General features: G+C 67.0%; 21 protein-coding genes. 10 read left to right on the forward strand and 11 right to left on the reverse strand.

Annotated features, from left to right (window positions below; all coding sequences use genetic code 11):
• Nucleotides 1-9: 9 nt before the first annotated feature.
• Nucleotides 10-981, reverse strand: a complete 972-nt coding sequence (locus ACSFBL_RS07090) for a JmjC domain-containing protein (protein WP_435515033.1) — start codon at nucleotides 979-981, stop codon at nucleotides 10-12.
• Nucleotides 982-1,154: 173 nt separating this feature from the next.
• Between ACSFBL_RS07090 and ACSFBL_RS07095 the strand changes: the two genes are divergently transcribed.
• On the forward strand, nucleotides 1,155-3,392 hold the full coding sequence (locus ACSFBL_RS07095) for a heavy metal translocating P-type ATPase (protein ID WP_435515034.1): 2,238 nt from the start codon (nucleotides 1,155-1,157) through the stop codon (nucleotides 3,390-3,392).
• Between the two features lie 17 nt (nucleotides 3,393-3,409).
• Entirely contained in the window at nucleotides 3,410-3,805 is a 396-nt protein-coding gene (gene cueR / locus ACSFBL_RS07100) for a Cu(I)-responsive transcriptional regulator (RefSeq protein ID WP_435515035.1), read from the forward strand.
• Between the two features lie 18 nt (nucleotides 3,806-3,823).
• Here the strand turns inward: cueR and ACSFBL_RS07105 are convergent, their stop codons facing one another.
• The 7 genes from ACSFBL_RS07105 to ACSFBL_RS07135 all read right to left on the reverse strand — a co-directional run bounded on the left by ACSFBL_RS07105 (nucleotide 3,824) and on the right by ACSFBL_RS07135 (nucleotide 12,560).
• Complete coding sequence (locus ACSFBL_RS07105) at nucleotides 3,824-5,188, reverse strand: MFS transporter (protein ID WP_435515036.1); 1,365 nt, start codon at nucleotides 5,186-5,188, stop codon at nucleotides 3,824-3,826.
• 88 nt (nucleotides 5,189-5,276) lie between these two features.
• Nucleotides 5,277-7,628, reverse strand: coding sequence for a fatty acid cis/trans isomerase (locus ACSFBL_RS07110; RefSeq protein ID WP_435515037.1), 2,352 nt, complete (start codon nucleotides 7,626-7,628; stop codon nucleotides 5,277-5,279).
• 175 nt (nucleotides 7,629-7,803) lie between these two features.
• Nucleotides 7,804-8,103 (reverse strand): copper-binding protein, encoded by a 300-nt coding sequence (locus tag ACSFBL_RS07115; protein WP_435515038.1) that lies wholly within the window; start codon nucleotides 8,101-8,103, stop codon nucleotides 7,804-7,806.
• 28 nt (nucleotides 8,104-8,131) lie between these two features.
• Nucleotides 8,132-9,550, reverse strand: a complete 1,419-nt coding sequence (locus tag ACSFBL_RS07120) for a multicopper oxidase family protein (RefSeq protein ID WP_435515039.1) — start codon at nucleotides 9,548-9,550, stop codon at nucleotides 8,132-8,134.
• A complete protein-coding gene (locus ACSFBL_RS07125; RefSeq protein ID WP_435515040.1) occupies nucleotides 9,550-10,923 on the reverse strand; it encodes a TolC family protein in 1,374 nt (457 codons plus the stop codon). Before ACSFBL_RS07125 ends, ACSFBL_RS07120 begins: the two co-directional genes overlap by 1 nt.
• Before the next feature lie 205 nt (nucleotides 10,924-11,128).
• Nucleotides 11,129-11,536: a hypothetical protein gene (locus tag ACSFBL_RS07130; protein ID WP_435515041.1), complete on the reverse strand. Its 408-nt coding sequence runs from the start codon at nucleotides 11,534-11,536 to the stop codon at nucleotides 11,129-11,131.
• A gap of 40 nt (nucleotides 11,537-11,576) precedes the next feature.
• Nucleotides 11,577-12,560: an ABC transporter substrate-binding protein gene (locus ACSFBL_RS07135; RefSeq protein WP_435515042.1), complete on the reverse strand. Its 984-nt coding sequence runs from the start codon at nucleotides 12,558-12,560 to the stop codon at nucleotides 11,577-11,579.
• A 151-nt stretch (nucleotides 12,561-12,711) separates the two neighbouring features.
• Here ACSFBL_RS07135 and ACSFBL_RS07140 point away from each other — a divergent pair, with 151 nt between their 5' ends.
• From ACSFBL_RS07140 to ACSFBL_RS07150, 3 genes are read left to right on the forward strand one after another with little or no spacing between them, the layout of a single operon-like run.
• Nucleotides 12,712-15,177, forward strand: a complete 2,466-nt coding sequence (locus tag ACSFBL_RS07140; protein ID WP_435515043.1) for a sensor histidine kinase — start codon at nucleotides 12,712-12,714, stop codon at nucleotides 15,175-15,177.
• The gene (locus tag ACSFBL_RS07145; protein WP_435515044.1) at nucleotides 15,174-15,551 is read left to right on the forward strand and encodes a response regulator; all 378 of its coding nucleotides are present in this window, start codon (nucleotides 15,174-15,176) and stop codon (nucleotides 15,549-15,551) included. The genes ACSFBL_RS07140 and ACSFBL_RS07145 overlap by 4 nt, the downstream gene beginning before the upstream one ends.
• The gene (locus tag ACSFBL_RS07150; RefSeq protein WP_435515045.1) at nucleotides 15,548-16,672 is read left to right on the forward strand and encodes an adenylate/guanylate cyclase domain-containing protein; all 1,125 of its coding nucleotides are present in this window, start codon (nucleotides 15,548-15,550) and stop codon (nucleotides 16,670-16,672) included. The genes ACSFBL_RS07145 and ACSFBL_RS07150 overlap by 4 nt, the downstream gene beginning before the upstream one ends.
• 13 nt (nucleotides 16,673-16,685) lie before the next feature.
• Here ACSFBL_RS07150 and ACSFBL_RS07155 read toward each other — a convergent pair whose 3' ends face one another.
• Nucleotides 16,686-17,837, reverse strand: coding sequence for a patatin-like phospholipase family protein (locus ACSFBL_RS07155; RefSeq protein ID WP_435515046.1), 1,152 nt, complete (start codon nucleotides 17,835-17,837; stop codon nucleotides 16,686-16,688).
• Between the two features lie 152 nt (nucleotides 17,838-17,989).
• Between ACSFBL_RS07155 and ACSFBL_RS07160 the strand changes: the two genes are divergently transcribed.
• Both ACSFBL_RS07160 and trxC read left to right on the forward strand, forming a co-directional pair.
• Nucleotides 17,990-18,412 carry a DUF1801 domain-containing protein gene (locus ACSFBL_RS07160; RefSeq protein WP_435515047.1) on the forward strand — a complete coding sequence of 141 codons (423 nt, stop codon included), beginning with the start codon at nucleotides 17,990-17,992 and terminating at the stop codon, nucleotides 18,410-18,412.
• Nucleotides 18,409-18,846: a thioredoxin TrxC gene (trxC, locus tag ACSFBL_RS07165; protein WP_435515048.1), complete on the forward strand. Its 438-nt coding sequence runs from the start codon at nucleotides 18,409-18,411 to the stop codon at nucleotides 18,844-18,846. The genes ACSFBL_RS07160 and trxC overlap by 4 nt, the downstream gene beginning before the upstream one ends.
• A gap of 21 nt (nucleotides 18,847-18,867) precedes the next feature.
• Here the strand turns inward: trxC and ACSFBL_RS07170 are convergent, their stop codons facing one another.
• On the reverse strand, nucleotides 18,868-19,395 hold the full coding sequence (locus ACSFBL_RS07170; protein ID WP_435515049.1) for a GNAT family N-acetyltransferase: 528 nt from the start codon (nucleotides 19,393-19,395) through the stop codon (nucleotides 18,868-18,870).
• A gap of 199 nt (nucleotides 19,396-19,594) precedes the next feature.
• Between ACSFBL_RS07170 and ACSFBL_RS07175 the strand changes: the two genes are divergently transcribed.
• A complete protein-coding gene (locus ACSFBL_RS07175; protein ID WP_435515050.1) occupies nucleotides 19,595-20,320 on the forward strand; it encodes an META domain-containing protein in 726 nt (241 codons plus the stop codon).
• On the opposite strand, the gene ACSFBL_RS07180 is transcribed toward ACSFBL_RS07175, so the two are convergent.
• On the reverse strand, nucleotides 20,321-21,385 hold the full coding sequence (locus ACSFBL_RS07180) for an AraC family transcriptional regulator (RefSeq protein WP_435515051.1): 1,065 nt from the start codon (nucleotides 21,383-21,385) through the stop codon (nucleotides 20,321-20,323).
• A 149-nt stretch (nucleotides 21,386-21,534) separates the two neighbouring features.
• Here ACSFBL_RS07180 and ACSFBL_RS07185 point away from each other — a divergent pair, with 149 nt between their 5' ends.
• A complete protein-coding gene (locus ACSFBL_RS07185) occupies nucleotides 21,535-23,037 on the forward strand; it encodes a coniferyl aldehyde dehydrogenase (protein ID WP_435515052.1) in 1,503 nt (500 codons plus the stop codon).
• Complete coding sequence (locus ACSFBL_RS07190; RefSeq protein WP_435515053.1) at nucleotides 23,034-24,647, forward strand: GMC family oxidoreductase; 1,614 nt, start codon at nucleotides 23,034-23,036, stop codon at nucleotides 24,645-24,647. Before ACSFBL_RS07185 ends, ACSFBL_RS07190 begins: the two co-directional genes overlap by 4 nt.
• Nucleotides 24,648-24,650: the final 3 nt, after the last annotated feature.

Below are 24,650 nucleotides of genomic sequence, written 5' to 3' on the forward strand. Positions count from 1 at the left end.
GCGCAGCCCTCAGAACGAACCCGGCGGCGCCTTGGCGGCGCGCTGAACGCGCCGGATGGGCGCCAGCATGCGCGCCAGCGTCGAACGTGCGGCACCGACGAATTCGCCGATGGGCGCCTTGAAGGTATCCGCCGAAAGCGACTCGCCCGGAGCCACGGGCGACAGGCCGCACCTGCGCAACACGCGGTTGAGCTGATGCACACGCGCGACCCTGCGCGTGACCGAGGTATAGAAGTTCACGCCGATCGAGATCGCGACCCCATCCCCGGGCGAGGTCCAGTCGCGATCGGAGCGCGTCATGTGCGGCGACGTACTCGGAAAATACACGCCATCGCCCGGGCGCGTCTCGAACTCATGGCTGCGTGCCTTGAATTCTTCCTTCAGGCGGACCCTGCGAAGCGAGTGCGCGACGATGAAGTCCTCCACCGCATCGGCGGGCACGACGACCCGGTCGGTGTGGTCCCAGACGTTCATGACCTTGCGCCCGCGCAACTGGAGCCAGAAGTTGTTCTCGCGGTCTATGTGGAACGGAGTGACCGACGGCGGCGCCGAAATGAAGATGAAGCCGGTCACCATGAAGATGTCGGGCTGCTCGCGCTCGATGGTTTCGCGCACGTTGTCCAGGATGTTGTTGAGTAGCGCCTGGTAGCGCGGGATGGCTTCCACGTTGTAGAGCGCGATCCACGAACCGGGCTCCTCGATGCGCCGGAAGACTTCCTCGATGCTGCGCCCGTCCGGGTGCTGGCTGTCGTGCGCGAAGCCCGAGGCCTGCGTGAGGCCAGGCCGGACGAAGCGGCACTGCTTCATCGGCGCGAGTTCCTTCGCCAGCGCTTCGAGCTCCGGCAACTGGAACAGGGGATGCTCGTGGTAGTTGTGATGGAGCCTTCCCACCTTGTGCGTCGTGAAACCCGCCGGGTCATCGACCCAGAGGCGGCAATCCGACGTCAAGGCTGCCATCTTCTCGATGTCGCTAGCGCCCATGGTTTCTCCAGCAAATCTGGAAAAAGCATACCGGATGTAACACCAAATTACCAGTTTCCATCGCCATAGAGCGAAAGACAGAGTGCAAGTCGGCGCCTTGACCCTCCCATGATGTGAAGGTTGATACTCCTTTCATACGCCGCATCTGCGGCTTGAAAGACAGGAGATCCCGAATGAACAGCAGCCTGGCGTTGTCGCCCGGTGCGAGCGGCCTGAAGGAATGGTCGCTTCCGATCGAAGGCATGACCTGCGCGTCGTGCGTGGCACGGGTGGAACGGTCGCTGAACGGCGTTCCGGGCGTGACGGAGGCGAGCGTCAACCTCGCGACCGAAGCAGCCAGCGTGCACACCGACGGGTCGGTGTCGCTTGGCACCTTGCGCGCCGCAGTCGAGAAGGCCGGCTATGCCGTCGGCGAAGCAGCACCGGCGGCCGAAACCGCAGGAACGTCCGGCGTGCCGGTCGCAAAGCCGCGCAAGCGCAACGACGCCTGGCCGGTCATCGCCGCCGCCATCCTCTCCGCTCCCCTGGCGTTGCCGATGCTCGGACTGCTCTTCGGCGAGGAATGGATGCTCGACGGCTGGCTGCAACTTGCGCTGGCCACGCCGGTGCAGTTCTGGCTGGGTGCGCGCTTCTACCGCGCCGGCTGGAAGGCTCTGAAGGCTGGCGCCGGCAACATGGACCTGCTCGTCGCCCTCGGCACGACGGCAGCTTACGGACTGAGTGTCTACCTGCTCTTCGCGCACGCCGGCCACGGCGGCACGGCGCACCTGTACTTCGAAGCCTCGGCGGTGGTCATCACGCTGGTGCTGCTGGGCAAGTGGCTCGAGACGCGGGCCAAGCGACAGACCACCGAAGCCATCCGCGCATTGAACGCACTCCGGCCCGATCGCGCCCGGGTGCGCCGCGATGGCGTCGACCAGGACCTTCCGCTGGCGCAGGTCAGGATCGGCGACCTCGTCGTCGTCCGGCCCGGCGAACGGGTGCCGGTGGATGCGCTGGTCACTGAAGGCGCGAGCGAGTTGGACGAATCGCTGATCACCGGCGAAAGCCTGCCCGTCGCCAAGCAGGTGGGCGACGCCGTCACCGGCGGCTCCGTCAACGGCCAGGGCCTGCTCGTGGTCCGCACCAGCGCCGTGGGCGCCGAATCGACGCTCGCGCGCATCGTGCGGCTCGTGGAATCCGCACAGGCCAAGAAGGCACCCATCCAGCGCCTGGTGGACCGGGTCAGCCATGTGTTCGTGCCGGTGGTCATCGGCATCGCCTTGCTGACCCTCCTGGGCTGGGGCCTCGCCACGGGCAACTGGGAAACGGCCATCCTCAACGCCGTCGCCGTCCTCGTGATTGCCTGCCCCTGCGCGCTGGGCCTTGCGACGCCGACGGCGATCATGGCCGGCACGGGTGTGGCTGCGCGCCACGGCGTGCTGATCAAGGACGCGGAAGCGCTCGAAGTCGCGCACAGCATCGGCGTTGTCGCATTCGACAAGACGGGCACCTTGACCGAAGGCCGCCCGGAACTCGTCGCGTTCGAAGCCGTGGACGGCGATACCGGCGCGCTGCTCCGCGCCGGCGCCGCGATCCAGGCGGGCAGCGAGCACCCCCTGGCGCGCGCCGTGCTCACCGCGGCGAAGAATGCGGCTGTCGATATCCCACGCGCGAGCGCGGTGCGCGCCGTGGCGGGGCGCGGCATGTCGGCGATCGTCGAAGGCCGCGAACTGCGCCTGGGCAGCACACGCTACATGCGCGAACTCTCGGTGCCGCTCGGCAGGCTCGATGCGCGCGCGACGCTGCTGCAGTCGGAAGGCCGAACGGTTTCATGGCTGGCGGATGTCACCGCGCGCCCCACGCTGATCGGCCTGCTGGCCTTCGGCGACACGCCCAAGGCGAGCGCGGCAGAAGCCATCCGCCGTTTACATGCACAAGGGATTCGCACCGCGCTGATCTCCGGCGACAACCGTGGCAGCGCCGAAGCGGTCGCGCGCGCGCTGAGGATCGACACCGTTCGCGCGGAGGTGCTGCCGGAAGACAAGGCGACGATCATCACGCAACTGAAGGCGGACGGCGTGCGCGTCGCGATGGTCGGCGACGGCATCAACGACGCGCCGGCCCTGGCCGCGGCCGATGTCGGCATCGCGATGTCCACCGGCACCGATGTCGCCATGCACGCAGCCGGCATCACGCTCATGCGCGGCGACCCGGCCCTCGTGAGCGACGCCATCGACATTTCGCGCCGCACCTACGCCAAGATCCGGCAGAACCTGTTCTGGGCCTTTGCCTACAACGTGGTCGGGATCCCGCTCGCGGCCTTCGGCATGCTGAGCCCGGTGATCGCGGGCGCGGCGATGGCCTTCAGCAGTGTGAGCGTGGTGAGCAATGCGCTGCTGCTGCGGCGCTGGAAGGGCCAGGCGCAATGAGCGAAGGAAAGGCAGAAATGGAACCCTTCAACATCGGCGAGGCCGCGGCAAGGTCCGGCGTTTCGGCCAAGATGGTGCGGCACTACGAATCCCTCGGCCTGATGCCTGACATCGGCCGCACCGATGCGGGCTACCGCCAGTACACCGAGAACAACGTGCACACGCTGCGCTTCATCCGTCGCGCGCGCGACCTGGGCTTCAGCATGGCCGAGATCGCGGAGCTTCTGAAGCTCTGGCAGAACAAGCGACGTGCGAGCGCGGACGTCAAGCGCATCGCCCTTGCCCATGCCGAGGACCTGCATCGACGCATCGAGGAGATGACCGCGATGAAGCGCACGCTGGAGCAGCTCGCACACTGTTGCCACGGCGATCACCGTCCCGACTGCCCCATCCTCGACGAGCTCGAAAGATAGGGCCGGCCTTCGCGCGGCTCAGTGCCCCAGCACTTCACCACGGGGCACTGCGGCGGCCACATGCGGCGTCACGGCCTGCTTGACCAGCAGGGCAATCGCGGACACCAGGCCGGCCGCCGCGATCACGGTGAAGACCTGGGCAAAGCTGAACTGACGCCGCGTGAGTTCCGCCACGAGCAGCGAGCCGGCGATGCCGCCGAAGCGACCCATGCCCAGCATCCAGGAGACGCCCGTCGCGCGGCCCGAGGTCGGATAGAAGGCCGCGGCGAGCGCCGGCAGCGATGACTGCGCGGTGTTCATCAACACCCCGGCGACGAACACCACGACCACCAGCGCGGCGACACTGCCGCTCGACTGCCCGATGGCCCAGATCGCAACCGCGGTCAGCGCAAAGCCGACGGCGATGATGCGGTTCGGGTTGAAGCGGTCCATCAGGAACCCGAACAGCACCGCACCGACGCCGCCCAGAGGGAAGAGCGCGGCGATCAGGCCGGCGGTCTGCGTATCGAGGCCGGCCTCCTTGAACAGGATCGGCATCCAGTTGATGAGCGCATAGAAGATCACCAGGCCCATGAAATAGGCCAGCCACAGCATCAACGTGCCGACCACGTACGAGCCCGACAGCACGAGCCCGAGCCCGGTCTTGCCGCTGCTCGCCGGCGCGGCCTTCTCTGTCATGGTGAAAGCGGCGGCGCTGGATGCGGTAGCGGAGATCTTCATGAGTACGGCACGAATCTTCTCCGCCGCCTGACGCTTGGCCACCATGTAGCGCACCGATTCCGGCAGCCAGAGCAGCAGCGCCACGAGGAGCACGAGCGGCACCACGCCACCGAGCACCAGCACGCTGCGCCAGCCGAAATGGGGAATCATCCAGGAGGCGAGGAATCCGCCGAAAGCGGCACCCAGCGGGAAGCCGCAGAACATGAGGTTCGTCATCGTGGCGCGGCGGCTGTCGGGACAGTACTCGCTCATCAGCGTGACGGCGTTCGGCATCGCGGCGCCGAGTCCGACGCCGGTGACGAAGCGCAGCACCGCGAGTTCGTCCAGGCTGGTCGCGAAGCCGGACCACAGGCAGGCCACGCCGAACACCATGACCGAAAGAATGAGCAGTCGCCGCCGGCCGAGCCGATCGGACAAGGGCCCCGCGGCGAGCGCACCGAAGGCGAGACCGAACAGCGCGGCGCTGAGCACCGGGCCGAGCGCCGGTTTGCCGACCTGCCATTCGTTGAGCAGCGACGGCGCGATGAAGCCGATCGCGGCGGTATCGAAGCCGTCCAGCAGGACGATGATGAAGCACAAGGTGAAGATCAGCCACTGGAAGCGGGAGAACCGCTTCTCGTTGAGGAAGGTCTGCACATCCAGGGCAGGGGTTGGCGACGACATTTTCTTATCTCCCGTGGGTTGTCATGCAGCACAGGGGCTGCGGGTGCGGCGCAATGGTCTCCAGCGCCGATCGTGGCTCGCTTCGCGCCTATCGGTCTTCGAAGCGGTTGTAGTCGAGGATGCCGGCCTCCAGCGATTGGTCCTTCTGGTAGCGATCGATCACCGCATCGCTGAAGGCCCAGAAGTCCGGGTTGGTGCGCCGGACGGCCCAGCGCCTGGCGAAGGCGGCGTAGTCCGCTTCGGAGCGGAGTTGGCCGATGGCGGCGGTCATCGCCGGCAGTTCGGCGGCTTTCGCGCTGTAGAAGGCGTTCGGGTACGCACCGATCACGCCGGGGACGACGGTCAGGGTGTCTTCGTCGGGGCGCAGTTCGCGGCGCTCGCCAAGCAGGTGCGACACGCTCGCATGCGCGGTGTTGCGGATCAGGCTGAAGGTGCGCAGGTCGCCCTCTGGCGTTTCGACCACCAGCAGCGAGCTTTCGGGCAGCCATTGCAGCGCGGCGCCGTGCACGCCCTCAAGTTCGTGCAGCGGCGACCTCAGTGCCGGCGCGACGTGCGGGTCGATGTCGAAACGCGTGTTCATCACCGGCGCGAGCCGGGTCTTCATCAACGCGAGCAGTTCGCGCTTTGGATCGGCTGTCTTGTACGGGATGTCGCTTTCCACATCCAGCGTCGTCGCCGGGCCGCCATAGACCTGCTCTCGCGTGGCGAGGTCGTCGCCGCGGTACCACGCATCGCGCGTCGCCCTGCGTTGCGCCTTGGGCAGCAGCGCGATGAAGTTGAACTCGCCTTCCATGCGCAGGAAGTCCATGTAGAGCCGCGAATTGAGCTGGTGGCCGACATTGCCGTAGACGTCGTAGTCGGCGACGAGCAGGTAATGGATGCGCTCCAGCAACGGATAGCCGATGACCCACGCGGTCTTCGGCGACTCGCCCACCATGCCCTTGACGACGCTTGCGCTGTCGAAGTGCCGGAACACGGTGAGCGCCGCGTTGTCGTTGCGGCCGTCGCCGTCCCAGATCATTTTCAGGTCGAGCGTGGCCGGCCCTCGCAGCGATTGGGCAAGAAATCCGGACTTGGCCTTCAGGTACTCGTTCTCGAGGTCCGCGTAGTGCAGCCACGGGATCAGGACTTCGGTGTTGCTGCTGCCGGTCGGCAGGCGCAGGAGGTTGGCGTCGCGCGCCAGCAGGTTTGCCTGCGCGGCGTCGAAGGTTTCGGATGGCGCCTGGAAGATGACCCAGAAATGGTCGTCGATGACGTCGAGCGCCATCTGGCCGCGACAGACAGGCCCCTTGATGAAGCCCATGATCGTGAACTCGGCCTCGTCGAGCATGAAGCGGTAGCGCGCGCCGACCGGCAAGGCGGCGAAAGTGGAGAAGGGGTTGGCGGCCGTGTCGGAGCCGTAGCCCGGCAGGCGGTCCACCGTATATGGCGCATCGATGAACAGCGCCTGCCAGCGCGCCATGCGCTGCGCGCCCAGCGCGTAAGGCATGTGCGTCTTCGCCACGATGGTCTCGCGCTCGGGCACGAGCCGGTAGTACACGCGATCCACGCCGGGATCGTCGACCGGACGCCGGCTCGCGATCAGTCGAACCGGCTGGCCGGGCGGCGTGGCCGATCGCACCAGCTTGAAGTACTGGCGCTGCGGGTCGTCGTCGAAGTAGAGATGCGCGAGGAAGAGGTGCTCGTAGGCGTAGCGGGTGAAGAGTCTTTGCTTCAGCGAATCGCCGTTGAAGAAGCGCTCCCACTGCGCCACGCGCTGCATCGCCAGCGGCGTCGGCGTGGGCGGGCCTTCGTAGGGCGCGCCCTGCTCGAGCCATCGGGTCAGGGTGTTGTGTTCGGCGGCGCTCAGGCCGGGAAATCCGAACGGCATCCCGCCCTGGGGCATCACGCGCTCGTACTGATCGATCTCGACGCCGGCCGGGCATATCGCCGAACGGCTGATCGAGAAATCGAGTCCGCTGCCCACGACGCCTTCGGTCGGAAGCGGATGCCGCTGCTTGAGCGCCAGCAACCGATGCATCAACCCCGCGGTGCTGTTCGCCTCCGGCGTGGGCGCGTGCTCGTTGAGAACCGGGAAGAAACCGCGCTCCCGCCATTCCGACGACTTGTCGGCATCGACGAACAGGCGCGACGGCGTCGCGGCCAGCAGTCGGCTCGCGTCGTACACGAGCGTCTTGCTCGCACCGCGCGCCAGTCCTTCCCAGGCCGTCGTCTTGAGCTGGCAGGGCCCGTCGTAGCAGGCGTGGCAGGCCACGCAGCGGCGGTCGAGGATGGGCTGGATCGTCTGCGCATAGGACTGCCCCGCCGGCGGTGCCGCGGGGTGGTCGAAACGCCGGGGGTCGGCCGGGCCGAACAGGTCGTCGAACCGCTGGGTGGCGATCGTGGTGCAGGCGGCGATCAACACGACAACGACAGTGATCAGGAACGCGACACGGCGCATGCGGACGGCCTCGATGGCGGGTGTGGATCGCCCACTGTACCCGGAGCGCCAGGACAAACTGGCGTCCCGAGCACTGTAGAAAACGAAGAAGGACGCGTCTACGCGAAAGGTCCCCGACTTCGCTCGAATGCTCGGCAGCGAACGGGAAAGCTTCCGGTGATGGCCTTCCGAGCGCTCAGCGCACCGTCTCGATCCGCGTCACCACCAGCCTTCCTTCCACCATCTCGGCCCTGAACCGGACCTTGTCGCCCGTCTGCACCGCATCGAGCATGCGGTTGTCGCCGACCTTGAAGATCATCGTCATGCCTGGCATGTCGAGATTGGTCAACGGGCCATGCTTGAGCGTGACCGTGGCGCTTTCCTTGTCGACCTTGCGCACCTCGCCCTCGCTGAGGTCGCCGGCGGCGGGTTGGGCGTGCGCGAGGCCGGACATGACGACCAGGCTGGCAAGAAGTGTCTTTCGAAAACCGAACATCCGTATTTCCTTTGCTTTGTGCAGATGATCAATGATTTGCATGCCCGCGCGGCTTGCGGACCTGCACTTCGACGTCGGCGGCCGGCGTCTCGTGCGGGGGCATGGCCGACGGCCCCGCGCCGCGCGCTCGCGGGGCCTTGGCCGCGGGTTCCGCGAGTTCGTGCGCGACGGTGCCCGGCGGATGCCTGAACCAGCCGGGGTTCGAATAATCGCCCGCCTTCTGCCCCTTGCGCACCTTGACGACACTGAACATGCCGCCCATCTCGACCGATCCGAAGTGCCCCTCGCCGCCCATCATCGGCACCGTGTTGTCGGGCAACGGCATCGCCATGTCGCTCATGTCGCCCATGCCGCGGTCGCCCATCACCATGTAGTCGGGGATGAGCTTCGTGATCTTGCCGACCACGTCGCGCTGGTCCACGCCGATCATCGTCGGCACGTCGTGCCCCATCGCGTTCATCGTGTGGTGGCTCTTGTGGCAATGGAAGGCCCAGTCGCCCTCCTCGTCCGCGACGAACTCGATCTGCCGCATCTGGCCGACGCCCACGTCGGTCGTGACCTCGGGCCAGCGCGCGCCTATCGGCTTCGGTCCGCCATCGGTGCCCGTGACGACGAACTCGTGGCCGTGCAGGTGCATCGGGTGGTTCGTCATCGTGAGGTTGCCGAAGCGGATGCGGACCTTGTCGTTGTGACGCACGTTGAGCGAATCGATGCCCGGGAAGATGCGGCTGTTCCACGACCAGAGATTGAAGTTGAGCATGGTCATGATCTTCGGCGTCGCGCTGCCGGGCTCGATGTCGTAGGCATTCAGCAGGAACACGAAGTCCCGATCGACCTCCTCGATGAGCGGATGTGGCGCCTTCGGATGCGTGACCCAGAAGCCCATCATCCCCATCGCCATCTGCGTCATCTCGTCCGCATGCGGGTGGTACATGAAAGTGCCCGGGCGGCGCGCGACGAACTCGTAGACGAAGGTCTTGCCCGGCGCGATCGCAGGCTGCGTGAGGCCCGAGACGCCGTCCATGCCGTTGGGCAGGCGCTGCCCGTGCCAGTGGATGCTGGTGCGCTCCGGCAGCCTGTTGGTCACGAAGATGCGCACGCGGTCGCCTTCGACGACCTCGATGGTCGGCCCCGGCGACTGGCCGTTGTAGCCCCACAGGTGCGCCTTGAAGCCGGGCGCCATCTCGCGCACCACCGGTTCGGCGACGAGGTGGAATTCCTTGACGCCCCGGTTCATGCGCCAGGGCAGCGTCCAGCCGTTGAGCGTGACGACAGGGTTGTACGGCCGGCCGGTCGAAGGCGACAGCGGCGGCATGGTGTCCGGCCGGCCCTGCAGCACGGGCTCCGGCAAGGCGGCCATCGCCGCCTTGTGGACCGAGGCGGCCGCGATCGCGCCGGTGATGGCGCCGGCGGCACCCAGGAAATTGCGTCTGTGCGTCGTATTCATCAATGGGAACCCGAAGAGATGGGCTTGCCGATGAGCGACGCGGCGAGCGCGGCATCGGCGAGCCAGAACTGTTGCCGAGCGTCGATGGCGGCCATCACGCTCATGATCTGCTCGCGCGTGTCGGCGAGAAGTTCGAAGACGCCGATCAGCATGCCGTTGTAGCGAAGCATGTTTTCCTCGGCGATGGTCTTGCGCAGCGGCACGATCTCGTCGCGGTAGTGCCGCGCGATGTCGTAGGCGGTGCGGTAGGCGGCATAGTCCTCGCGCAATTGCGAGGCCGCGCCGCGCGCCGTCGCGTCGTAGCGATGGGCCGCGGCGAGCGCCCGCGCATTCAATGCATCGCGCTGCGCGCCGCCCCAGTCGAAGAGCGGCAAGCGGATGTCGAGTTCGTAGCCGTCGCGGTTCGCCCTCGCGCCGTTGACGAAGAAGGTGTCGTGGCGGGCGCCGGCTTCGACATCGACGAAGGTCGAGAGCAGGTTCAGTCCCTGCGACTTTCCCGCCACGTCGAGTTGCGCCCGCGCGAGTTGGACATCGAGTCGCTGTGCGCTTGCCGCTCCAGCCACCTCGCTCGCATCGCGCGGCGCCTTGGGCAGATCGGGCAGGCGCACTGGCAACTGGAGCCTTGCCGCCTGCGCAACGTCCAGCCCGAGCAGGCGAACCAGGGCCTCGCGCGCGGCGCCGGTCGTCCGCTGCGCCGATGCCAGTTGCGTCGTCGCGTCGGCGTGAAACACCTGTTGGCGCGCACGCTGGAGCTTGCTGAAATTGCCCACCTGCTGCATGCGGCGGGCCAGTTCAGCGCTGGCCTGCGCGGCCCCGTCGACCTGCACAGCGTACTGGAGCGATTCCTGCGTCGCCACCGCGCGCACCCAGGCCTGACGCACCTGCGTGACCTGGTCGACGATGGTCGCAGCGAGTTGCACCCGTACCTGGTCGGCCTGGCTCTTCGACAAGGCCATGCGCTGCGGCAGCAGGATCAGGTCCACCAGGCCCACGGACAGCAGGCGCCCCAGTTCCAGTTCATCGACGAGCCGAAGGCGCTCGAACTTGAAGACCGGGTTGGGAAGCCGGCCGCTCTGGTCGGCCGCGGCGATGTCGGCCCAGCCCTGCGCCAGCAGCGCCTGCACGGCCGGACTGTTGGCGAGTGCGACCTGCACCGCGTCGTTCTCCGAGAGCGGCCGTGACAGCAACTCGTCGGTAAGCGCCATGCGCGCCTTGCGCTGTTCATCGGTGCGGCTGAGTTCCAGTTTGCCGTCGGTGAACTGCGATGTGCGGGCGTTGGTGTCGACGAGCACTTCGTCGAAGCCGACCGAAGCGCAACCGGCAAGCAGGAGCGCCACGCAGGCAAGCGCGGCCAGGGATGCGGCGCGGCTCACGGCTGCGCCTCACGTGCCGGCATGGCGAATTTGGAATGGAGAAGGGCCGGCCAGCGGGCCGGCGATGAAGGAGACATGGCGTCCTCGCGATGATCATGAACGGAGCGCGTCGGCGAACCCCGCAATGGGTTCGACAACGAACGACAGGCATGGAAGGCGCGTCGACCCGCACCGGCTGCGCAGGGCGGCCGGCGGCGTGACGCGATCAGGCGCGAGGTGGTTTGTCGGGAACGCCGGTCGCGCGCTTCGCCATCGCGCTCGCCGGCTCGGCCAGGTCGGCCTGCGGCAATGCGTGGAGCAGCGCGACCTGAATGCTGTCCGTCAGGGCGACGGCATGGCATGCAACACAGGTCGAGCACTTGGCGACGCCATCGCCGTGCGGATGGGCGGTGTTCGTGCCCGTGTCGGGCTCGGCTTGCGGCGCGGCGTCGTGATGGTGCGCGGTGTGGTCACTCATGCCGGCATGCGCCGAATGCGCTCCGGGGTGGTCCGCCATCGCGACCGCGGCTCCCGGCTGCTGCGCACCACAGAGGGCCATCGACGCGGCCGCATACCCCTGGAAGGGTACGGCCAGCATCATCAGCCACATCAGGAACATGCGCACGCGGGACATCGGCGGGATTCTACGGGTTGGGCCCTGCGACCCGGCCCGCTCACTGGATGACCCTGTCCGCCCGGTTCATCACCGACCGCGGCACCGTGAAGCCGAGCCGCTTGGCCGTGTTCTGGTTGATCAGCAGTTCGAACTTCGTCGGCTGCTCGATGGGCAGGTCGGCCGGCTTGGCGCCCTTGAGGATGCGATCGACGTAGCGGGCGCCGTCCTTGCCCTCGTTGACGTAGCCGGGCCCGTAGGCCATCAGACAGCCGTTCTCGGCGTAGTCGCCCCGGGCGCAGATCGTCGGCAATCCGTTCTCGATGGCCAGTTCCGCGATCAGCTTCTGGTTGGAGTTGGCCACCGGATTCAGCGTGACCCACACCGCCGTGGCGCGCGCCTTGACGGCATCCTTGAACGCCTGCGGATACTTGTCGGCGCTGGTGGCCTCCATCGAGTAGAGCTGGATGCCCAGTTTCTCGGCCGGCACCTGGCTGGCTTCCCACTGCGGGATGGAGCCGGGCGCATTGGGATCCCACAGGACCGCCACCCGGACCGCCTTCGGATCCGTTTCCTTCAGGAGCTCCAGCCGTTTCCCGGTGAGGATGGCCGCCACGTTGGTCACGCCGGTGCTGTTCCCGCCGGGCCGTGCCAGGCTCTCGGCCAGTCCGGTGGCGATGGGATCGGTGACCCCCATGAAGACGATGGGCACCGTCAAGGTCGTCTTCTTGGCGGCCTGCGCGGCATTCGACGTCACCGTGACGATGATGTCGACGTCCATCTTGACCAGTTCGTCGGCCAGCATGGGCAGGCGCTGGAGGTCCTGGCTTTCGTGGCGGTAGTCGATCCGGATGTTCTGCCCTTCGACATAGCCCAGATCCCGTAGCCCCTTCCGGAAGGCCTCCAGACGCGGCGCGTCGGCGCTGGCCGAGACGGCCGCCAGGTAGCCGAGGTGCGGCATCTTCTTCGGCTGCTGCTGGGCATGCGCGAGGGAGCCGGCCGCGAGCGCCGCGCTCAGGAGAAGCCCCAGGATCTTGCTGCGCATCGATGTCCTCCGTGTTGCCGGCAGCCCCAAGGCGCAATTTTGCGCCGCCTGCGGCCCGGCGTCCGCGTGCATCCGCTGTATCAGGTCGGCCAATAGGCCTAAGGCGGGTTCTCTTCCCATCGGGCGGATGGCGTTGTCCAATTGGCAGCACATGACCCCCCCGGATTCGTCCCCCGCCTCGCTCCCGGGCGATCTCGCGCCGCCGGCCCGTGCCCGGCGCTTCGCGATGTTGTCGCAGGCGGCGCGGGATGTTCATCGCGGGCGCCTGTTCCGCAAGTACCTGCTGCTGATCCTCTCGCTGGTGACGATGGTGCTGCTCGCGTCCAGCGCGATCGGCCTCTACTTCTCCTACCAGGAGAACAAGGCGGCTTTGACCAGCTTCCAGCACGAGAAGGCGGTCGGCGCGGCCTTGCGCATCGAGCAGTACGTCCAGCAGGTTTCCCAGCAACTGGCCTATGCATCCCTGGCCCAGCTTGACGCGTCAGACCTCGAATCCCGGCGCACCGAGTTCTGGCGACTGCTGCGCCAGGCGCCCGAGGTGACCGACATCGCGCAACTCGACCGCGCGGGCCGCGAACAGATCGCCGTCTCGCGACTGGGCATGGACGTGATGGGCTCCGGCAAGGACCGGTCGGCCGAGGCGCCTTTCCGTGAGGCGATGCCCGACGCGCCGTGGTACGGCCCGGTCTACTTCAACCGGGACACCGAGCCCTACATGGTCGTGGCGATCCGCACTGGCGGCGCGAAGGGGCCAGTCACGGTCGCCGAGCTGAATCTCAAATTCATCTGGGACGTGGTGTCGCGCATCCAGATCGGGCAGAAGGGCAAGGCCTACGTGGTCGACAGCAACGGCCTGCTGGTGGCCGACCCGGACATCGGACTGGTCCTGCGCAAGACGAGCGTGGCGTCACTGCCCCATGTGCAGGCGGCAGCGGCGGACGGTGCCATCGAAGAGCAGGCGATGGTGTCGCGGGACATCGGCGGCGCCACCGTGCTGACCTCGATGGCGCCGATCAAGTCGCTGGGCTGGAAGGTGTTCGCCGAACAGCCGATCGCCGAGGTCTACGCCAAGCTCAACGCCTCGCTCCTGCGCGCCGCGGTGCTGCTGCTGGCGGGCCTGCTGATCTCCGCACTGGCGGCCTCGGTGCTCGCGCGCAGCATGGTCCAGCCGATCCGCACCCTGGCGCGCGGGGCGCGGCGCATCGGCGAGGGCAATCTCAACCAGCAGATCGTCGTCAACACCGACGACGAGCTCGAAGGCCTGGCCGACCAGTTCAACCGCATGTCCGGACAGCTTCGCGAGTTGTACGGCGGACTGGAGCGCAAGGTGGAGCAGCGCACCGCCGAGCTGACCGCGGCGCTCGAATTCCAGACGGCGACGGCCGAAATCCTCCGCGTGCTCAGCCGTTCGCCGACGGACCTGCGGCCGGTGCTGCAGGCGGTGGCGGAGCGTTCGGTGCGTCTGTGCCGCGCGCACGGAAGCCGCGTCTGGCTTCCGGAAGGCGACCACCTGCGCGCCATGACGGGCTACCAGGTCGAGGTCGGCACCCAGTTGGGCCACGACGAGGAGCTGCCGCTGAGCAATGCGTCGGTGGTCGGCCGCGCCTTTGTCGAACGCCGCACCGTGCACGTCGAGGACATCGCGAAGCTGCTGGATTCGAACTATCCCGACTCGCGTGCGGCGCAGTCGCGGCTCGGCTTTCGCACGGTGCTGGCGGTGCCCCTGGTGCGCGAAGGCGCCTCGGTCGGGATCATCACCGTGCTCCGCAAGGAGGTGCAGCCCTTCTCGAATGCCGAAGTCCGCCTCGTCGAGACCTTTGCCGACCAGGCGGTGATCGCGATCCAGAACGCCCGGCTGTTCCAGGAGATCGAGGACAAGAGCCGGCAGCTCGAGATCGCGAACCAGCACAAGTCGGAATTCCTGGCGAACATGTCGCACGAACTGCGCACACCCCTGAACGCCATCATCGGCTTCTCCGAGGTGCTGACCGAGCGCATGTTCGGCGAGGTCAACGACAAGCAGATGGAATACCTGCAGGACATCCACTCTTCCGGCCAGCATCTGCTGACGCTGATCAACGACGTGCTCGACCTCTCGAAGATCGAGGCCGGCCGGATGGAACTGGACCTGAGCTGCTTCGACCTCGGCCTGCTGCTGGACAACGCCCTCACCCTGGTGCGCGAGCGCGCGCAGCGCAATGGTCTGTCGATGTCGCTGGAAGTCGGCGAAGGCCTGAACGAATGGGTGGCGGACGCCCGCAAGGTGAAGCAGGTGGTGGTGAACCTGCTGTCCAACGCCGTGAAGTTCACGCCGTCGGGCGGCAGCGTGCGGCTCGCTGCCCGTCGCATCGGGCAGGACGGCCAGCCCGTCGCCCAAGTGAGCGTCGCGGACACCGGCGTGGGCATCGCGCCCGAGGACCAGGCGCTGGTCTTCGACGAATTCCGCCAGGCCGGCGGCGACTACCTGCGCAAGGCCGAAGGCACCGGGCTGGGCCTGTCGCTGGCCAAGCGCTTCGTCGAACTGCATGGTGGAACCCTGGGCGTCGACAGCCGCCTCGGCGAAGGCGCGACCTTCACCTTTACGCTGCCGCTGCTGACTCTGGAGGCCATTGGATGAGCACTATCCTGATCGTCGAGGACAACGAGAAGAACATGAAGCTGGCGCGAGACATCCTCCAGCACAAGGGCCACGTCACGCTGGAGGCGAAGACCGGCGAACAGGGCGTGCGGCTCGCGATCCTGCACCAGCCGGACCTGATCCTGATGGACATCCTGCTGCCCGGCATGGACGGCATCGCCGCCCTGAACCAGATCCGCGAGCAGTCGGCCCTCGACGCCACGCCTGTCATCGCGATCTCGGCTTCGGTCATGCCGGACGCCCAGCACAACATCGTCAGTTCGGGCTTCGATGCCTTCCTGACCAAGCCTGTTTCGCTCAAGCCCTTTCTGGAGGTGGTGGATCGCCTGCTGAGCGAAGGGCGGGCGAAATGAGCGCGCACATCCTGGTCGTCGACGATGTGGCGCAAAACCTCCGACTGCTGTCGGACCTGCTCAGCGCGCGCGGCTACCGCACGAGCACGGCCGCCACCGGCGAAGACGCGCTGGCCAGCATCGCGGCCGACCCGCCCGACCTGGTGCTGCTCGACGTGATGATGCCGGGCATGAACGGCTACGACGTCTGCCGCGCGATCCGCGCCGATCCGGCCTGCGCGGTGCTGCCGGTGGTGCTGGTGACCGCGCTCGATCCGGAACAGGAGCGCGTGAAGGGCCTGAACGCCGGCGCGGACGATTTCCTGAGCAAGCCCATCAACCAGGCCGAGCTGATGGCGCGCGTGCGGTCGCTGCTGCGGGTGAAGACGCTGTACGACGAAGTCCAGCGGCAGCGCGCGGAACTGCAGGCGTGGAACGCCACGCTGGAGCAGCGCGTGCAGGAGGCCGTGCAGCAACTCGAACGCGTGGGCCAGCTCAAGCGCTTCTTCTCACCGCAACTGGCCGAGGCGATCCTGGCCGGCGGCACCGACGACCCGCTGCGAAGCCACCGACGCGAGATCACCGTGGTCTTCCTCGACCTGCGCGGCTTCACCGCGTTCACCGAGACCGCGGAGCCCGAGGAGGTGATGGCGGTGCTCGCCCAGTACCACGCCGCGATGGGCCGCCTGGTGCTCGCCCACGAGGGCACGCTGGAGCGCTTCTCGGGCGACGGCATGATGATCTTCTTCAACGATCCGCAGCCCATCCCCGATGCGCCGGCGCGCGCGCTGCGCATGGCCGTGCAGATGCAGGCGGAGATGGCGGCGCTGAGCGGACAGTGGCGCCGACGCGGCTACGACCTCCACATGGGCGTCGGCATCGCGCAGGGCTTTGCGACGCTCGGCGGCATCGGCTTCGACGCGCGCATCGACTACGGCGCCATCGGCACGGTCACCAACCTCGCCGCGCGACTGTGCGGCGAGGCGGCGGGCGGGGAGATCCTGATCTCGCAGCGCGTCCTCGGCGCCTTGCAGGACGGTACGCCGAACGCCGAGTGGTCGATCCAGGAGGCGGGCGAACTGGAGCTGAAGGGCTTTCAGCGCAAGGTGCCGGCGTGGCGCGTGGTGGTGGCGGCGGGCTGAGAAGTCAGGCAGGTCAGGTGAAGGATTCGAAATGCCCGATGCGGACCTGCTGGTCGGCATACGCAGCCCCGACGCGCTGGATCTGCGGGATGTGCTCGATCGAGTCGAGCTTGCGGACATCGTCCGGATCGATGTCGCCGAGGCCGAGGCCCTGCAGCCCCGGCACGGACAGCTCGGGGTTGTAGCGCATGTACGTGAAGAGCTTGGGCGCCGTCGAGTTGGACGTCCCGTCCTTCGACATGCCGACCATGCTTTCGAATTCCCGGTCGATCGGTGCGCCGTGGAGGCATTCGCCAACGGTTCGGCAGGCCATGTCCCAGCCGGCCGACGCCGCATTCATCAGCGCCGACGGAATGGAGGTGGCGTTGTAGAGCAGGTTGAGGTCGCCCGACGAGAGTTGCGCGTCGGCCAGGGTCGAGCCTCCGGTGCCGACGGACACGATCAGGAGTTGTTCCTTCCCCGTCTTCCAGTTGAGCGCATAGGGCCGTGCAGTCACCATCTGGAAAGCGAGGAAGGCGGGGTTGTTGTACGCCGTCACGCCGCCATCCACGAAGATGAAGCTGTACGCGCCCGGGGTGCCTTCGCCCAGCCTGACGACCTCCGGCGGGAAATAGGTCGGTGCCGCCGTGCTGGCGCGCACCAGTTGCCAGAGCGGCAGGTTCAGGTTGCAGTCCTTGCACGCCGTGTCGTTGTACTTCGCGAATGGGTTGTTCGTCACCGGCCAGGGCGAGTCGGTGGTCGCATTGCGCATCACCATCATCAGCACGCTTCGCAAGTCCGGGCTTCCGAGCGTCGCATCCTCGCCGAGTTCCTGGCGCAGCTTGACCGCGAGGGGCTCGTCGTTGTACTTGTAGTGCAGGCGTTTCAGCAGCGAAGCCTTGTCGAACATCTGCGTTCCGCTGGCGAGATAGAACTCGCGCACCTTGCGCATCGACATGCCCTTCGCGATGCATGCGGCAATGACGGCTCCCGTGCTCGTGCCGCATACGAAGTCGAAGTAATCGGCGAGCACGAAATCGCCGTCCTTGCCGAGCTTCGTTCGCAGCGCCGACTCGATCGCAAGGAGGATCTCGACGCTCATCAGCCCGCGAATGCCGCCGCCGTCGCAGGCGAGGACCTTCTTGGGGCTGTCCGACAGGATTCTGGCTTTGAGGGCGTCGCTCATGGATGATGTCTCCTTCACCGCCGCCCCGGACCTTGGCCAATGCCCAGCGGCGCCTCATCGTCTCACGCCCCTGCGCGTTCCGCCATCCCCATGCGAAGGGAGGCCGGGGTGCCTTCCAGACGAAGGATGCCGGGAACCCTTAGGATGGAATCATGAAAAAGTCGGACGCACCCGAAGGCCGGTCGGCATCGGAACTCATCTCGGAAAAGATTGCCGGACTCGGCGACTGGCGCGGAGAGACCCTTGCCCGCATGCGCAAGCTGGTCAAGGCCGCGGATCAGGAGGTCATCGAGGAATGGAAGTGGATGGGAACGCCGGTCTGGTCGCACGACGGCATCATCTGCACCGGAGAGACCTACAAGGACAAGGTGAAGCTCACCTTCGCCAAGGGCGCGTCGCTGAAGGATCCGTCCCGGCTTTTCAATTCGAGTCTCGACGGCAACACGCGCCGCGCGATCGACATCCTCGAAGGGGAGGAAGTCGATGCGTCCGCCTTCAAGGCGCTCGTCCATGAGGCGATCGCCCTCAACGGGTCCAAGTCCAAGTCAAAGCCCTCGCAAAAGGCAAAGCCATGAGCGATACCCTGCACATCGTGTGCCCGCACTGCCACACCACCAACCGCGTGCGTCGCGACCAGCTCGGCAGCGCCCCGGACTGCGGGAACTGCCATCAAGCGCTGTTCACCGGCCATTCGACCGCACTGGACGAGGCCGCCTTCGACCGCCACGTGGCGCGAAACGAGCTCCCCGTGCTGGTCGACTTCTGGGCGCCCTGGTGCGGTCCGTGCCGCCAGATGGCGCCGGGCTACGAGCAGGCGGCGGCTCAGCTCGAACCCAACGTGCGACTCGCCAAGGTCGACACCGAAGCGGTCCCGGCGCTCGGGGCGCGCTTCAACATCCGCAGCATTCCGACGCTCGCGCTGTTCAAGGGCGGGCGCGAAGTCGCTCGCCAGGCCGGCGCGATGGGCACGGCCGACATCGTCCGCTGGGTACAGGCCAACGCGAGGTAGCCCGCCAGCCCGCGAGGGCTGTCAGCGCCCCGGCAGCGCATCCGGATCGGCGCGCGAGTCGATCTTGAGTTGAAGGAAGGCCAGGTCGAGCCAGCCGCCGAACTTGGTGCCGACTTCAGTGAGGAGGCCGACCTGCTCGAATCCGAGCTTCCTGTGCATCTCGATCGAGCCGACGTTCTTCGCGTCGATGCCCGCGACCAGCACATGCTTGCCAATGCGCCGTGCGCGCTCGATCAGCGCCACCATCAAGGTCTTGCCGATGCCCGCGCCGCGGCAATCCTTGCGCACGTACACCGAGTGTTCCACCGTGTGGCGGTAGCCGTCGAAGGCGCGCCAGTCGCCGAACGACGCATAGCCGGCGACGGCACCGCCGTCGTCGATGGCCACGAGCACGGGATAGCCTGCCCTGTGCCGATCGGCGAGCCACGCCGTGCGGTTCGCCGCGTCGACGACTTTTTCGTTCCAGATCGCGGTGGTGTGAAGCACCGCGTCGTTGTAGATGGCGACGATTCCTTCGACGTCGCCCGCTTCCGCATCGCGTACCTGCATGATGTTTCTCCGGGAGCCGGCGGCTCCAAGGACCGAATTCTGACTCAGCCCGGCATGCAGGCCATCACGCGGCAGGGCGCTCGCTCGCAACCGGGGCAATTGACACCCAGGCAGCCGCACCTATGATGCTGGATGCCCTCGAGACACGTCGGGCGTCGCGCGCCAGTCGCGCTCCATGAGGCATGAACGAAGGACACGAATGCGCAGACGCGCCTCGACCGTGAAATGGGCCGGCGCGCTGCTCGCCGGTCTCGCCATGAGCCTGCACGCGGAGCCGGTGCAATGGCGCGGCGAGTTCGTCTACTTCGCCGATTCCGCGATCTTCACCGATTGCGCCAGCGGCAAGCCACGGCCCGTGGCCATCCACGACGACTATCTCGCACTCGAGCGCGCCTACATGCACTGGCGAAGCGCACCGGGCGCTCCCCTACTCGTGAACTTCATCGGCCGGCTCGAGATCATGGAGCCGATGGAAGGCCCTGCGCGCGAACACATGGTCGTCGACAGGCTCTCATCGGTGGAGCCCGGGAACACCTGCGAAATGGTTTCGACCGGCAAGCCGAAGCCGAGGGCTTCCCTGAGGGACACCTACTGGAACCTGGTGGACATCGGCGGCACGCCGGTGAAGACAACGCCAACCCAGCAGCGCGAAGTCCGGATCACCCTGGCGAGCGACGGTTCTCGACTCATGGGATTCAGTGGATGCAACCAGCTGGCCGGCAGCTACGAGGCGGACGACCGGAGCCTGCGCTTCCACCCGGCCGGCACGATGATGGCCTGCGAGCCCGAGCTGATGGCACTCGAGCGCAACGTGCAGTACGCACTCGGCGTCACCACGGCCTACCGCATCGAAGGCGAGCGCCTGATCCTCGTCGGCGCGGACGGCAGGACACTGGCGACCTTCGACGCCGTCTACCTGCGCTAGTCAGCGCGCGCGATCGCGGAAGTAGCCCGGCGTCTGGCCGGTCCATTTCTTGAAGGCCTTGCGGAAGTTCGACACGTCGGAGAACCCGCTGCGCTCGGCAATCTCGTCGACCGACAGGTCCGTGCGTTCGAGGAACTCGATGGCCAGCCGCTCCCGGATGCCATCGATGAGCGCCTGGTAGGTGGTGCCGGCCTCGACCAGGCGACGGTGCAGCGTGCGCGTCGACAGGTTCAGTTGCTCGGCCATCTGCTCGGCCCGCGGCAGGTCGTCCATCCGGTTGAGGCATGCCTCTCGGATGGTCTTGACCAGCGCGTGCTCCTGCCCGATGTCTTCCAGCATGCGGCTGCAGAAGCTCGCGCACACCTCGGCGGTGATGGGATTGGCGTTGGGCAGCGGCAGGCTCAGCCAGGCGGCATCGAACTCCCATTGCATGACGCCGGCGTCGAACTCCACGGGGCAGAGCAGCACCTCTTCGTAGCGTTGGGCGTAGGGCGGCGCCGGATAGGGCAACAGCATCCTGCGGCTGCGGTAAGGGCGCTCGGTCACGCGGCTGATCAACGCGTGGATGGAGCTGAACCAGAACTCCGTCGCCAGGGGCAGCAATGGCCCGAGTGCAAGGACGTCGTGCCCTTCGAAGAAGGCCACGTCCCCGTCGACACGGAAGCTTTTCTCCAGCACTGGTCCCGCCAGGCGTACGTGCTTGATGCCGAAGGCGATCGCATCGGCCATGGTGGCACTGGACAGCACGCCATAGCCGAAGACGCCGAAATCCGAGATGCGCTGCCGCTGCCCGGCGATGAGGCCGATCGCCGGCTCCGGGCTGAGCCGCATCACATTGCCGAACAGCGCGATCTTCTGCAGGTGGGAGATGCGCGCCTCGGGATCGGAGATGGCACCCGGGGCGATGCCCGTTCCCTCGAAAAGCGCTTCGGCGCCGACGCCCAGATCCGCCATCGAGTCCACCAGGGCGGCGAGCCCCAGCATGCTGTGCGCCGGCGCGCCGAGGTCATTGCCGTAGCGGGCCACGATGCGTGGCGGCTTGCTGGCCAGGGCTGCTTTGGGCACGGTGGTGAGGCGAGGTCGACGCGGAGGGTGTGGCCGATTTTCACCTTAATGTGTCGAAACCGAACCTAGGCTTTCTCCCGGGTAGGCCCTAAATTCGAAGGCTGCCGTGCGGCGCCTTCCCGAGCGACCGCAGAAAAAAGGAGACACCTTTGAACGACACCACGGACATGCGGCATGTGGCCGCCGCCGCAGCCAGCGATCGCGTGCTGCGGCTCTTCGCCGCACAACAGGCGGCCTTCGGCGATCAGCCCTACCCCAGCGTCGACGAGCGACGCACGCGACTCCGGGCCCTGAAGCGCCAGGTCCAGCGCTACCAGGACGCACTGGCCGAGGCGATGAGCAGCGACTTCGGCTACCGCTCCGAGGCCGAGTCGAAGATGCTCGACATGCTCGGCTCGATGCTCGAGGTCAACCACGCCATCTCGCACGTGCGGCGCTGGATGAAACGCAGCCGGCGCTCGACGGAACTCCTGTTTCTCAGCAACCGCGTCGAGGTGCGCTACCAGCCCAAGGGCGTGGTGGGCGTGATCGTTCCCTGGAATTTCCCGATCTACCTCGCGGTGGGTCCGCTGATCGCGGCGCTGACCGCCGGCAACCGCGTGATGATCAAGATGCCGGAGGTCACGCCGGCAACGAACAAGGTGCTCAAGGCGCTGCTGGCGGAGGTCTTCCCCGAGGACCTGGTGGCGGTGGTGGGCGAGGAACTCGCGGACCCCAACGTCTTCACCTCGCTGCCTTTCAATCACATCGTGTTCACCGGCTCGCCGGCCGTGGGCCGCATCGTGATGCGCACCGCGGCGGACAACCTGACGCCGGTCACGCTGGAACTCGGCGGCAAGTCGCCGGCGCTGGTCACGCGCAACTACCCCGTCGACGACGCGGCCACGCGCATCACACATGGCAAGTCGACCAACTGCGGACAGATCTGCGTGTCGCCCGACTACGCGCTGGTGCCGCGCGAGCGCGTCGACGACTTCATCGCCGGCGTGCGGCGCACCTTTGGCCGCTTCTACGACGGGCGGACCGACGGCAACGAGAACTACACGTCGGTGGTGAACGACCGGCAATACCAGCGCGTGCAGGCGCTGCTGGACGATGCGCGCGCCAAGGGCGCGCGCGTCGAAGCCTGTGCCCCGGCGCCTGCCGGCGACGGTCGGCAGATGCCACTGCACATCGTGACCAACCTCACGCCCGACATGCGCGTGATGCACGAAGAACTCTTCGGGCCCATCCTGCCCATCGTGCCCTACGACACCATGGACGAGGCCGTTGCCTTCATCAACGAACGCCCTCGCCCGCTGGCCCTCTACTGCTTCAGCCATGACCACGCGGAGCGCGACCGCTTGCTGCAGCGCACGCATTCGGGCGGCGTAGCCGTCAACGACTGGGGCTGGCATGTGGTGAACCACGACGCGCCCTTCGGCGGCATCGGCAATTCGGGCATGGGCACCTACCACGGCGAGGAAGGCTTCCGCGAGCTCTCGCATGCGAAGACCGTGTTCCAGCGCCAGCGCTTCTTCCCGATCGACCTGTTCTATCCGCCCTACGGATCGTTCATCCAGCGATTGACCCTGAAGTTCTTCCTCGGCCATGCGGACCCCAAGCTGGCAGGAAAGCACGCGACCCCGACATCCGGCAAAGAGACAGCATGAGCATTGAAGAATTCGATTACGTCGTCGTCGGTGGCGGCTCGGCCGGCTGCGTCGTCGCATCGCGACTGAGCGAGGATCCCGGGGTGACGGTCTGCCTGCTGGAAGCCGGCACCACCGACCGCAGCATCTTCATCCACGCGCCCGCGGGTGTCGTGGCCATGCTGCCGATTCCGTACAAGAACTGGGCTTTCAAGACCGTGCCGCAGAAGGGCCTGAACGGCCGCCGGGGCTACCAGCCGCGCGGCAAGGTGCTGGGCGGATCGAGTTCGACCAACGCGATGCTCTATGTGCGTGGCAATCGCTGGGACTACGACCACTGGTCTTCGCTCGGCAACCAGGGCTGGTCGTACGAGGATGTGCTGCCCTTCTTCAAGCGCGCCGAGCACAACGAGACCCATGGGGCTTGCAGCTATCACGGCACCGGCGGGCCGCTCAACGTCGCGGAGCTACGCAGCCCCAGCGCACTGAACAAGGCCTTCCTGAAGGCGGCCGCGATGCGGGGCGTCCCCAACGCGGCGGACTACAACGGCGCCGAACAGTTCGGCTCCTTCATGTACCAGGTGACGCAGAAGAACGGCGAGCGTTGTAGCGCGGCCAAGGGCTACATCACGCCCAACCTGGCGCGCCCGAACCTGAGCGTGAAGACCGACGCGTTGAGCTCGCGCATCGATTTCGAAGGCCGGCGTGCACGCGGCGTCACCTACACGGCGGACGGGGCCGAGAAGCAGGTTCGCGCGCGTCGCGAAGTGATCGTGTCCTCCGGCGCATTCGGCTCGCCCCAGCTCCTGATGTTGTCCGGCATCGGCCCCGGCGAGACCCTGCAGCAGATGGGCATCCCGGTGATCGGCGACCTGCAGGGCGTCGGCGAGAACCTCCAGGACCACATCGACCACGTGCAGAGCTATCGCACACGCAGCGACTCGCCGACGGTCGGGCTGTCACTGCGTGGCGCAATGACGGTCGCGCGGGCGATTCCGGAGTGGAAGAAGCAACGGACCGGCCTCATCACCACCAACTACGCGGAATCGGGTGCCTTCTTGCGCTCGTCGCCGGACGTGGCGGTGCCCGACCTGCAAATGGTCTTCGTGGTCGCGCTGGTCGACGACCACAGCCGCAAGATGCATCTGGGCCACGGCTACTCGTGCCACATCGAGGTGCTTCGCCCGCACAGCCGCGGGCACGTGCAGCTGGCCAGCCGCGACCCGCGCGCCGCGCCGCTCATCGATCCGAAGTTCCTGGACGACGAGCGCGACCTCGATCTGCTGGTGAAGGGCGTGCAGCTCCAGATGGACATCCTGCAAGCGAACCCCTTCGATTCCTATCGCGGGAAGATGCTCTATCCGGTCGACCGCAACGACACGGCCGCCATTGCAGAGGACATCCGCAACCGCGCCGACACCCAGTACCACCCCGTGGGCACCTGCAAGATGGGTGTGGCGAGCGACCCGATGGCCGTGGTCGACGATCGGCTTCGCGTGCACGGCGTCGACGGCCTGCGCGTGGTCGACGCGTCCATCATGCCGACGCTGTGCGGCGGCAACACCAACGCGCCGACCATCATGATCGGCGAAAAGGGTGCCGACATGATTCGCGCCGACGCGCGGGCCTGATCG

This window comes from Variovorax glacialis (genome assembly GCF_051216375.1).
Taxonomy (GTDB): Bacteria; Pseudomonadota; Gammaproteobacteria; order Burkholderiales; family Burkholderiaceae_C; genus Variovorax.